Source organism: Portibacter marinus (assembly GCF_021533195.1).
Lineage (GTDB): Bacteria > Bacteroidota > Bacteroidia > Chitinophagales > Saprospiraceae > Portibacter > Portibacter marinus.
This window is the reverse complement of record NZ_JAJNKB010000007.1, coordinates 106,498-119,314: the sequence shown is the minus strand read 5'-3', so window position 1 is coordinate 119,314 and position 12,817 is coordinate 106,498. Positions and strand designations below refer to the sequence as shown.

The window sequence follows — 12,817 nt, the reverse complement described above, 5'->3', positions numbered from 1 at the left end:
AATTTTTTATTCATTTAATTTGTAGTAGACCAATGGACCATTATTATTTGCAATGATTATCTGGGAGCTTTTACCTGTCTTTCTTAATTTGATTTTTTTAGCTTCAAAGGGGTTATAGATTCCTGTTTTTTCGTAACTAGAACACTCAAAACTTCCATGACCATCGCCGATTAATACAGTCCCGAAATTAGCATCGCTTCTGGGCGTTTCAACCTCAGAATTAAATTGATTCCCCACCATAATGACATCTAAATTTTGATCCTGATTCACATCAAGGATCAAAATATCATTGACAGTCCCTATTTGCGAGCATCCAGGTAATTGCAGTGATTTAAGCTCTCCTGATCCAAGATTTTCCAGATACAAATGAGCAAATTCATTAGCTTTCAAGTGTAAGCTTTTACTTAATTGTTCCTCTTGATAGATCTCTTGAATATTAGAACTTGCAAAGAGATTGTAACTTTCAATTCTATCTTTCAATACCGGCATTTGTTCTGTACTGCACTGCTTACCTCGTACGGGGAACTGAATACCGTTTTGGTAATAGCCCAAAACTATATCCTGATGACCGTTTTGATCAAAATCGTCTGAATAAATGTCAAATGTCGCTTCAGGGGATGCTTTATATTTGTAATTGAGCCCTAGATTCCCAAGAATATAATCATGATCACCATCACCATCAAAATCAGCCTTTTCAATCGTATTCCACCAACCGACCGTTTGATCTAAAAATGCTAAATCAACAACCTGACTCAGATCATTTCCGTTGTTTTCAAAGATCGTTAATGGCATCCACTCGCCCACGATCAATAAATCCTTATCTCCATCCTGATCGTAATCATCCCATAAGGCATCTGTCACCATCCCCAATTCTTCAAATTCTTTGATGACTTCAAAGCCTATTTCATTTTTTGAACTAGTATTTCGAAGAAGATAGCTTGTTGCTGGATTAGGATATAATCCTGGAATTTGCCTATTCCCTATAAAGAGATCAATGTATCCGTCTTGATCGTAATCTAAAGGCCTTACTACTGCTCCGCTATTCGAAGGAAATGGCCAATTAACATGAACTAAAGTAAAAACGCCACTTCCATCATTTATATATAATCTGTCTCTGTAGGCACTATCATGTGCAGGTCGCTCATTTCCTCCAGAAACGATATAAAGATCCTGATCTCCATCATTGTCTAGGTCTAGAAATATTGCATCTATATCTTCATATTGCTCACTTTCCAGTTCAATAATGGTATCACATTTATCCTTACTTAAAATAAGTTTACCATTCGATCCAAACGAAGCGCCGAGGTACAGATCTTCTGATCCGTCCATATTCAAATCTGCAATGGCCAGTGCAGGTCCGTGAGTTGACATCTTATGAGGAAGTAAAACTTCTCGATCGAAGTCATTATATTCATTTTCCCTATGTTCAATTCTTGATGAATTTTGTTGTTGAAAGAAGCGTCTTTCACTTGGATTTTCATCTATACTTTCAACTGCATTTTTTTCTTCGACAATAATTCTTTGATTGACGGGAACATCATTTAAGGTTGAGATTAATCCGCTAGGCCATTCAACGATTAATTTTTTAACCACATCATTTTCTCCCAGTCCAAAAATAAGCGTGGGATCCACTGAAGACTGGTATCCGCGCACTGGAGATTGCTCCAAATACTGAAATGTTGTGGGGTTTTTAATTTTCACTTTAGCACCGACACCATCTCTATTGCCACTCTTACCCTCTAACTTGACATTTATAAAGTTTTGAGAGGATCTTTCTTTGGATAGGTTTTTAAAGATGGTTGCCGTACTATCAATATTGTTTATAATCAATTCCAAATCCCCGTCATTATCTAAATCTGAATAAGCCGCACCATTGGAATAGCCGGTAAAGTGTAGTCCCCACTTGTCATTAACCTGTTGAAACTTTTTTCCTCCAATATTCTGAAAGATTGGATTGTCCAATTTTTGATGGGGCATTTTTTCAAGTAATTCTGTCAGACTCATATCATTGTATAAGTGACCTTTACCTTTATTCTCTTTTTCCATTTGTCCCAGCCACCCAAAGTAGTCCTTATTATTAATGTCTTTTCGAATTCCATTGGTCACAAATAGGTCTTTATATCCGTCAAGATCAAAATCTGCCAACAAAGCCGACCAACTCCAGTCTGTCTTATCTAGACCCAAGTGTTTCGCTGTTTCTGCATAAAATGGTATCCCATCATTTCGTATCCCCTTAGCAGTCTGAACCATATTATACATATATTGATGATGCAATCCATTATCTACCATTTCGGCAAATAGTGAAGGGTTCATACTTGCCATATTGGCTTTAGATCTGAAGTTATCAGGCGGAGCCATGTCCAATTGAATCAAATCTATCAGACCATCATTATTGTAATCAGCTGCATCTACGCCCATACCAAAGAGTGCTGTCTGCATCAATGAACTACCAAGCTGATCAGTAAAAGTACCGTCACCATTATTGATATATAGATAATCGGGAGAATGAAAGTCATTTGAAAGGTAGAGGTCTAGCCATCCATCATTATTTAAATCACTGGCCACGATTCCTAGTGTGAGGCCAAAATTCAAAACACCTGCCTCTAAAGTTACATCTGTGAAGCTTCCATCTCCATTATTCTGATACAGGTGATCTGAAGATGAGATAGAACCTCTTTCAATAAGTCTTTTGTAATCCATTGGTCTTAGGTTAAATCTGGTCTCAGGATAATTGGCCATATATGCATCTAGATCTCCATCACCGTCATAATCAAAGAAAACAGTTTGCATCGTATTGCTGTTATCGGCCAATCCATATTTCTCGGCTTTCTCTTTGAATACGGGGATACCCATTTCATTCGTCCCTTGATTTTCAAAAAGCATATTTTTCCTGGAAGACCACTTACCCGCCACACTTACATAAATGTCACGCCATCCATCATTATTGATGTCCACAACTGAACATCCCGTAACCCATCGGTCATCACCACCGACTCCTACCTCGCCCGTCACATTTTTGAATTGTAAGTTACCTAAGTTTAAGTATAGCTGATTTTCAACCATATTCCCTGTGAAGTACACATCCTGTAACCCATCGTTATTAAAATCACCGATCGCTACTCCGCCTCCTAGATAAAAGTACCCATAGGTGAAAAAATTCTTTTGCTCACTCATTGTCAGGTCATTCCTAAATGTAATCCCACTTTCTTCAGAAGTTAGCATTTCAAATATATGACTACTCTTGTCATATTGACCATAAAGTACTATACTACAATGGCAACCCAGAACTACCAGGAAATATGTTAATCTATATGACATATTATTAGTTGGGCATTTTTTTAGACAAAGGAATTTCTTTTCTAAGCATTTTCGCTGCCATTCCTGTCAAAAACAAATAATGGTCCGGCCGTACACCATCATTATCTACAAATTTGACCTCATCTGAGACCGGAGGGCTATCAGAAACAGGAATAATTGCTGTTCCTTCATCTACTTCATCAAACATGGCAACATAAAGCATCGATGCACCTGCATTGATGGCATTATAAATCAAATCCCAGTAAAACTCTCCTCCCTTCCGAGGTATGGCTCCATACTGAGTATGCCTTGCCAATCCCGGTCGTGAAATGGAAAGATTATGCCAGGAAAATCCGGGATAGACCAATGGAACATAATCCACTCCATTTTCTGCACACCATGAAATATCCATTATCACATGATCTCTGTATCTTTCTTCATCTTTATGCATGAGTGGGGTAAATCTTTGTACCATCCATGGCATTACGATATCTGCTGACTTGATGACCTCATGCAAATAGGGATCCGAAAGACAGTCTTTATTGAGGTCCCTGAAATAAGTAGGTACTCCCAACATCACAGCACATCCTCCGTATTCAGGGTCATTTTTTAAGAAATCAATCAACCTGTTGATTCCAATATTTCTAATATTATAGGGACGATCCGGAAAGCCCAGACCCCAGATAGTCACCAGAGGTTTCCCATTGTGATGTATATAAGTGTTTCCTTCTCCGGAGCTTGTCACTTTCAACTCATCCACCAGTTTCTTCCAGTCCTCAATGATGATAGAACAATCATCTTCTCCAGGTCGTAATCCGGAAAGATCGTACATTACACCTATAGCTCGTTCATTCTTTCTGGCTGCATTTACAGCATTTCTCAAAATGATATTATTGGATTTATCTGGGTCCCAATTTCTCGCCACATCAAAGAAACGCTGCATAAATACTCCATCCACGCCATATTCTTTCATCCATCTAAAATGCAGATCTGTTGTGCTTTTATCTACTGAGCTGAATACTTTGGCCACAGTTCCATCTTCGTGCTTAAAATCTGTTTCATAAGTCTTTTCGTATTCACTTACATCAGGCCAGAAATCAATAGTCACATTGGAAGGGTTAAAATCTCCATCACCATAGTGTACATATTTGCTCCCAGTTCCATCTTGAGGGGTTCTAAACCAACCTTGATATCCGGCCATTACCAAACCATCATAAGAAGGGTACATGGTATTTTTATCATGTTTATTCTGGCCAAAAGACAGCGTTGACAATACTGTCGATATAAATAGTATCCAAATTGTTCTCAACATAAATTTTAATTTTAATGCCTTTCTAAAAGGCTGCTCATTTGCTCAATAACATTCTTAAATTCCGGATTATCTGCCTGGTTATGATATTCCATCGGATCATTAGATTGATCGTATAATTCTACCCCTTGATTACCTCCATCCCATTCTACATAGCGCCATTCCTCATTCTTTATGGTTCTTCCCATCATATCACCTCTATTAATGACCGCATAAACTTCAGCTCTATGGGCTCTTTCAGGTTTCTGGAAGTTGGCCACAAAGCTTTTACCTTCCAGATTTGAAGAAGCATCTTCCAGTGAAAAATAATCCACCAAGGTGGGATAGAGGTCTACAAATTCTATCATGGCAACATTACTTTTAACCTTAGACTGCACTTCTGGTCCAGAAACAATGAACGGCGCACTTGTCCCTCTTTCAAACAAGGTCACTTTGTTCCACCAATTATGCTCACCAAGGTGATATCCATGATCTCCCATAAAAACGATCAGTGTATTTTCAATTGCATTCGTTCTTTCAAGTGCATCCAATATCTTTCCTAGTTGAGCATCCATAAAACTCGTACAAGCATAGTAGGATCGTAAGAACTCCTTTTTGTCCAGTTCTGTAAACTGATCAAACTGTTCTGTTTCAGGTGGTAGCGTATGATCAAAGGGAGGAGACCAATCCTTAGGCAATTCTGGTAATTGAACTTCTTCCAAAGGATACATGTCAAAGTACTTTTTTGGTGCAATGAATGGGTCATGAGGTTTCTTTAAACCAACTGCCAGAAAAAGTGGCTTGTCTCGCTTAGCTTCGAGGATTTCTACTGCTCTTCTGGCAGTTTGACCATCGCCCTGATCTTCATCTGTTCCTTCGGCAGCCATCCACCAGCACCATTTCAATACGCCGTCGGTGAGATTCCTTTTTTCTCCTTTTTCCCCGAGTGGTGTGGGGCCATAGTCATTGATTTCGTCCCAGGCCTTTAAATCATTATGCTTAGCTTCATTGGTATGAAAAATTTTCCCGAGAGATACCGTGTAATAGCCATTGTGCTTAAACAAAGCTGGTAATGTTTTGTGGTCTCCCAGTGTGGATTGAATACCTTTTCTATTGTCTAGAATTTGAGTAGTTTGAGGGTAAAGTCCTGTTAGAAATGAAGACCTGCTGGGATTACAGACAGCGTAGTTAGAATACGCATGGTTAAATTGTATTCCCATTTCTGCCAAGCGATCAACATTTGGGGTTTTGATTGTAGGATGACCATAACATCCCAAAGTTTTGTTCAAATCATCCACTATGACCAATAATAAATTCTTGGCTTGTGAATTAACCTTTACAGCTATCGGTTGTTTTTGATTTTTACATCCTAGTAATAGCGTAGTAAATAAGAATAAAATATATAAGGAAAAACGATAATTCATTTCGATGTTTATAAACTTAAATTGAAATACTTTTCATGACGACGAGTATGAAAATCATAATCAGAAAAAATATAAGTCTTCGCATTTCTTGGATTTTGTGAGCATAAGTCTCCATGGAATCTCGGTAGATCATTACTCTAGGACCCTAAAAAAACTCATTTGCTTTATGAGAAATTTGGAGTCACCCCGCCGATATCGTCGGGGTGAACTCCTGAAATTACATTACTTTACTTCTGTACAATCAACCTTTTTGAAATGGTTCTCTCATCAATTGAAATGGTATAAAAATAGACACCCGCGTTACTGTCATTGACATTCCATCTAACCTGCTGCGTTCCTGAATTCATTTTTTGATTAACAAGATTAGTGATGAACTGACCTTGTGCATTGTAGATATTAATCTTCACCAAACTGCTTTTATCTAGAGAAAATTGGATACTTGTGAACTCAGAGAATGGATTTGGGTTGTTACTCAATTCATAAAGTGCAGAGAAAGCATTGACCTCCTCTACAGATGTTCCCAATAACACTTGCTCATAATGCTCTTTTACATTTGCAAGAGCTTCTGATTCATTGTAATCATCCTGAAGGTCTGGCCACCATAAAAGTGAACCTAAAGGGAGACCGTCAATGCTGGATCTAACCTCCGCTTCATATGAAAAATCTTCTATCAGATCACTGGCATGCGTAAATCCATCACCATTCTCGGTCTCTATACCAGGCACTGTTTGGGGGTCTTGATCTCCAAATGCAATCATGTTGATGTTATAAGTTTCTCCCTCATTGGCAACACCGTAATTATTCCTTGCAAAATGTGCAAACTCATCACCAACTTCCTGGTCAGCTATTCCATTTGTTTTCATTAAAGGGTCAAGCTCGTTGTTAAAATTTCTGTTTTCTACAATACCTTCATAGTCATTGATTAAGGTCAGTGTTTTTTCATTGAGGAATTGAATCGGGATGTTTTCTACAGGTATGGGAAGATCCTCTGAACTAATAGCTGCTGACCAGTCACGATTTGAAAGTGGGTATGGCCCAACATCATTGAATTCTCCTGCGTAATATTTATCCAGGAATGGGCTGGTATAATGCAGGTTATTAGAAACCATAAATTTTACATTATTCATATCCGGTACATAGCCATGACCTAATTCCCACAACATAGGATCTATCGTATCCAGATTTACAATTCCACTTTTTACACCATCTGGCAACTGAGTTTCCCATGTAGATTGACACTCACCTTCCCAATTACAATTTATCCACATATTATTTGTAAAATAAGCTTCTTCATATTGATCAAAGAACAATGGATACTTAGGAGTATTAACTATGGTATTGTGGTCCATAAAGGCAAATTTGATGGGATTTAGTTTTCCAAAGAAGGTTAAACCTGAATTGGAAACTGTACAATTTTGAATCCACATTGTATCTATTGCTTCTCCATTTGTACCTCTCGCGACCACTGCAAAATTAAAGGAGTTAGCAAATTGTGAATTATCCCTAAAATAACTGTTGATCAAGAAAAAACTTGCTGCTCCTTCTACACTTGACATTACAAACAAATCTCCACCTTCTGCATATTCTGTTACACAGTCCTCAACACGAAGTGTTTGATTAGAACGGAATAATTGAAATAAAGCTCTTCCTTTACCTGTAACTGTTTTTACAGGCCAATATAGATTCCTCAAAGTAAGTGATCCATGTACCAAATTGGTAAAGGCGTCACCTCCATCTTTCGGAATCATTAAGATGATCGGTTTTTTCCCACCTGTTTCTCCTTCGATGATCAAAGTCGAAGTAGTATCTGTTACATCGTCTCCACCAAATTGAATTCGCGATTCCATATAATAGATCTGATCTTTTTTCAGTCTATAAATTCTAGTGGGATTTGCTCTGTTTCCGCCAGCAATTGTATCACTATTGATTGTTGTTTCTAGAAGTCCGATATTCTCAATACCGCCTTCAATTTCGATGACCTCTTGCTCAGGAGGAACCTGAGCTTTAACCAGTGAGATGCCAAACACCGCCATAGTTAATGTTAATAATAGCTTCTTTGTATAAAAATGCTTCATTTGATTTTGTTTAAAGTATATAAAATTGTTTACCTGATTTTTAAAATTCATATCTAAACCCAGCCTGCGCCGTTAATCCATAATATTCGCTGGAACTCGGAAGAACCCTACCCTGTGCTATTATAAAGGAATCATCTACAAATTGATTTAGATTTGCTAAATCCAACGAAAATGATAAGGCCTTTGTAATCTGCTGCCTGGCAGTCAAGTCAATTCTGAAAACATCACCTGTCCGTCTATCTAAAAGGCTGTGAACCGGATCGATCCCGTTAATTGTTTCCCCTTGGTATCTGAAGGATAATCTGGTGGACAAGCCCTTATAGTCATATCCAATACGAGCATTGAATAGTGAGACCGGTTGATCTAACATACGTGACTCTCTTGTGTTGTATACAGGAGTTTCTACCGGAATTGGGATAATGCCAGAGTCGTCCCAGGTCGTCACTATTTCCAAGTAAGGAAAACGAGTTGTAGAGGCTATCAAAGAATAATTCAAGTCAAGAACTAAACCTTTCCAAAATCCAGGCAAATACCAGAAATTTGTCTGCCAGCTCACCTCAAAACCTCTGAAATAGGCATTATTGGGATTATTAATGGGTACATTATTATTTAAGGTACCGGATTTTTTAAACAGATCATCATCGTATAGAACTCGTGGTGCCTGAAGTGATTCGATGAGTGATGCAGGAGCACCTTCCAAAATATCAAAATACTCTGGTTGATACCTCGGAAGTCTATAAATTAATCCGCTGATTTCTTTGTAAAAAAGATTGACAGTGAATAGACCCAACTTATTAGCGTAAAAAGAAACTCCTAAATCAAAGTTATTGGCCAATGAAGGTTTGAGGAAAGGATTGTAAGAAGTAAGTCTTGTCAGATCAAAATTTGCGATCATACTTGGAGAAAGCAAGTTGTAATCTGGTCTGGAGGAACTTCTGTAAGCTGCTGCTCTAAGGTCGCTCCAGTCATTTAATTCAACGCGCATATTAATACTCGGAAACCAATTTAAATTCTGCCTTTCAGCTGTAACTTCTTTAACCCACTTTAATCCATCTGGATCAAAATTATCTTCCAATAAATAACTGCCGGTATAAGTGGTGTTCATTTCCTCTACGCGCACACCAGGTAAAATCATTACTTTTTTCCCAAAGTTGATTTCAGCCATTATAAATGCGGCCTTCATAATCTCTAGGTTTTGGAAGTCATTCTGATTAGATTGAACGCCTTGTGTCCATTGCAAACTCTTACCGTACTGTTCATAAAGTTTATCGTGAACACTCTTTAATTTTTCTAAATCTGCAGACCAACCTAATTGGTATCTGCCATTAAGTATTTCTCCATAGTCATAATCTGGATCGTCAAAATTAAATCCAACAAGTCCTTCAGCACTTGTAATTCCTACATCTTCTCTCGTGAGGAAATCAGGATAATTTGGATTGACATAAGTATTTACTCTTCCTATTCCAATACCTCCCCAGTAATATGTCTGTAGACTTTCTGTGTCATTACTTCTTTCTTTCTGAACATATTTACCTCCGATTTTTATATTACCGGATATGTTGTCTCCAAAAGTGAATGGTAACTTCCAACTTAAGTTAGCAGTTTGGGTAATATCATCTCTAATAGATGTGGATCTGACATTATCCAATAAAAGCGACTTTTCACTTGAGCTGATGTCAAAAAATTCGTCGATGAGGGACGAGGGTTGTGCAAACAATTTCTTGTTTTCTGAAATACTACTTCCTCCAAGTACGGTATCATCTATGAAATTATATTGATCACGTTTGTCATTCAAAGTAGTGTTGCTGTATGAAAGGTCCAAAGACAGAACTGAGCTCAGAATGTCGAATTCGGATCTTAAAGAATGGGATCTTATTCGCTCAATGGGCCTGTTATCTGCTATGTCGAACCTAAAGTCATTGCTGTTAAATCTGAATCTATTGTATCTGAATTCATTTTCGTTGATCATCTGACTAATGAAATTGTTGAATTTAATAGACATGAAATCATTCTTAAAGTCTAGCATCAAACTTCCATTACTTCTCTGTCTGACATTTTTCTGTTCAGTGATGGTGGCACTGGTGGTATACAGTTCTTCGTTCTCGCCAATATTCTTTTCATAGGTAGCATTGAATCGATCTGCTGATCTGATAACCTGCTCTTGACCTATGGTAAAGAGAACTCCTACCTTGTTGTTAAAAAATCGATTACCAATACTCCCACCTAATCTGTAATTTCGAAAACTATTCTCAAGACTATTATATCCACCTAAAGCCATCACACGGTAGTGTAATCCTTCTTCTGCACCCCTCAACCTAAGATTTACCACTCCTCCTATAGCGTCCGAATCTTTATCAGGAGTTAAACTTTTAGTCAATTCTATTCCATCCAGCATATCAGATGAAATCACGCTGAGTCCTACACTTCTATCTCCATCTACGCCTGCCATTCTTACACCATCAATCTCTACGATAGTAAATTGGGGTGATAATCCACGAACAACTACTTTATTTCCCTCACCACCTGATCTTTGGAGAGAAACCCCGGGTAGACGACCTATTGATTCTGCAGCATTGACATCTGGAACATCCTGGATTTTATCGGAAGAGACAATATTAGTTATAGAATTAGAAGATATTTGTTGATTTATTGCCGCCCGCTGACCTTTGACTTGAGCTGTGATTACCACTTCTTCTCCCATAATACTTTCAGGCGCAAGAGCAACATCAATTACGATTGGCTCGCTTCCACTGATCTCAACATTTTCTTTGACAACGGTCTTGTACCCTAAATAACTATACTGTAGATTATATGTACCTGTCGGAACATTGTATATAATGTATTCACCATTTAAATCAGTAACAGCTCCAAGGCTTGATCCCATTAAGGCTACATTAGCACCAATTAATGTTTCTCCTGAAGATTCATCGGTGATGATACCTTTGATATTCGTATTTTCTTTTCTTCTCCTCCTTTCCGTTCTAGTCTCAATTTCTCTTATTCCTTTCAAAACCCCTTCAACTGGCATTTTAGAAGTTCCACGTACCTTGCTCTTTTGGATGCTAATATTTCCCTTTGACTTTATGGCTTCAATTTCTCTTATTTTTCTTTCCAACTTCTTTTTATCCCTCTTCCCCTTACGGTCATCTTTATAGATAACACAGTATTTATCGTCTATTTTATCATAGAGCAACCCTGTTTCTTCTAAAAGATTATTGACTGTTTCTTCTAAAGACTGGCCATTTAGGAATTGATCATCGACTTTCAAACCTCTTAGCAAATCAGCATCATAAGCAAAGAAAATTTGGTACTTCTCACTTAATAATTCCAAGGCTTCAGTCAACAATATTTCTTGTTGGTCTGGAAATAATGATTTCGCTTGATTGAAATTGAGTACTAGGCAGCTAAGGCCTATTACAATCACGAGTTTATGTAAGGTCAGTTTCATATTCAATTTTTAAAGATCACAGTAAAATCAATAAACGTCCCAGGTGATTATCTCTTAATACAATCACAGTCTAGACCAAAGGTCTAGTGCACATTAAAAAATTTAGATTTGAACTACTATCTTAAACTGATTTTGCGATCTTCTCGCAATAATTCAGCTTCCATACCTAAAGTCTTCTCCAAAATTCGAATGGCTTTTTCGAGATCATTGGAAGGTAGGGGGAAAAAAACTTTTCTACTTTTCAGCTCTTCACTTTCATAAGAAGTAGTATAGCCATAAATTTCCTCTATTCTTTTCATTACCAATTCCAAGGGAGCATCCTCAAACTCAAGTACCCCATCTTTCCATGACACCAACGGTTGCACTTCTGCTACTTTCTTTGTAAAAACTTCTTTCGTTCTTGAAGAATAAGTGACGACGTCACCTGGTTCCATTAAAATATCTTGTGAATCATGATCAGTGACTCTTAACTTAACACCCCCTTCTTCAAGGGCAACTTCTGTTTGGTCTTCTCTTTCATTTACATTAAATGCTGTTCCTAGTACTTCCACTACCACCTCATCTGTTACTACTAAAAAGTTTTCACCAGTTTCCGGTTTTTTCTCAACATTGAAAAAAGCTTCACCCTTGAGATATACATTTCTTGGATTATTTTTCCTGTAGGTTAATTCAGAATTTCCATTCAAACTAACTTTAGTATCATCAGGCAAAATAATGACCATCTGCTCTCCGAAATCTGAATGATGTGAAATGGTTGGGTTAATCATAAAATAGTACGATAAAATCGCAACTATTGGCACAATCAGAGCAGCAGCAACTGCCTTCATCCATGTAAAAGCGCGCTTATTCTTAGACACAGAATCTAAGTTTAAGATTTTACCTTGCTCTCCAATTTCAATCTTATCTAAAGTTCGTTTCAGCTCAGCATTTACTTTTTGCTCACTCAGTTCTTCTAACTTAAATGAGAACTGCAAACCCAGAATAATATTTTTTGCTTGTTCTGCCAGTAATTGATTTTCAGCATTACTATTTACCCAATCTTTCCAAAATGGATCATTGTCATCGTCTCCCGCAACATATTGCTTGAAACTGTCTGATTTGAGTAAATCGTTTATATTCTTTTTGTTTTCGTGCACTATTTGCTTGATTGAGATATAATAATTTTTGTGTTCTATTATTATAGAGAACAATCTTTTCAAATTTTAACCCATTAAAAGGAATTATTTTTCAACTTTTACTTTATTAACCAATATTATGCAATATGAATTAGCAGATTATTTTACTT

General features: G+C 37.4%; 6 protein-coding genes. All 6 read right to left on the bottom strand.

Going from position 1 to position 12,817, the window contains the following annotated elements:
* Positions 1-6: 6 nt before the first annotated feature.
* The 6 genes from L2567_RS15540 to L2567_RS21155 all read right to left on the bottom strand — a co-directional run bounded on the left by L2567_RS15540 (position 7) and on the right by L2567_RS21155 (position 12,668).
* Positions 7-3,318, bottom strand: coding sequence for a VCBS repeat-containing protein (locus L2567_RS15540; protein WP_235298723.1), 3,312 nt, complete (start codon positions 3,316-3,318; stop codon positions 7-9).
* Positions 3,319-3,322: 4 nt separating this feature from the next.
* Positions 3,323-4,609, bottom strand: coding sequence for a glycoside hydrolase family 71/99-like protein (locus L2567_RS15535; protein WP_235298722.1), 1,287 nt, complete (start codon positions 4,607-4,609; stop codon positions 3,323-3,325).
* A gap of 11 nt (positions 4,610-4,620) precedes the next feature.
* Entirely contained in the window at positions 4,621-6,009 is a 1,389-nt protein-coding gene (locus L2567_RS15530; protein ID WP_235298721.1) for a sulfatase, read from the bottom strand.
* A gap of 227 nt (positions 6,010-6,236) precedes the next feature.
* Positions 6,237-8,084 carry a T9SS type A sorting domain-containing protein gene (locus tag L2567_RS15525; RefSeq protein ID WP_235298720.1) on the bottom strand — a complete coding sequence of 616 codons (1,848 nt, stop codon included), beginning with the start codon at positions 8,082-8,084 and terminating at the stop codon, positions 6,237-6,239.
* Positions 8,085-8,124: 40 nt separating this feature from the next.
* Entirely contained in the window at positions 8,125-11,532 is a 3,408-nt protein-coding gene (locus L2567_RS15520; protein WP_235298719.1) for a TonB-dependent receptor, read from the bottom strand.
* A gap of 116 nt (positions 11,533-11,648) precedes the next feature.
* On the bottom strand, positions 11,649-12,668 hold the full coding sequence (locus L2567_RS21155; RefSeq protein WP_235298718.1) for a FecR family protein: 1,020 nt from the start codon (positions 12,666-12,668) through the stop codon (positions 11,649-11,651).
* Positions 12,669-12,817 lie beyond the last annotated feature (149 nt).

Bases quoted from the DNA above. Each gene is read 5' to 3' on its own strand.
- L2567_RS15540 (WP_235298723.1), bottom strand. From the start codon at position 3,318: ATGTCATATAGATTAACATATTTCCTGGTAGTTCTGGGTTGCCATTGT.
- L2567_RS15530 (WP_235298721.1), bottom strand. From the start codon at position 6,009: ATGAATTATCGTTTTTCCTTATATATTTTATTCTTATTTACTACGCTA.
- L2567_RS15535 (WP_235298722.1), bottom strand. From the start codon at position 4,609: ATGTTGAGAACAATTTGGATACTATTTATATCGACAGTATTGTCAACG.
- L2567_RS15520 (WP_235298719.1), bottom strand. From the start codon at position 11,532: ATGAAACTGACCTTACATAAACTCGTGATTGTAATAGGCCTTAGCTGC.
- L2567_RS15525 (WP_235298720.1), bottom strand. From the start codon at position 8,084: ATGAAGCATTTTTATACAAAGAAGCTATTATTAACATTAACTATGGCG.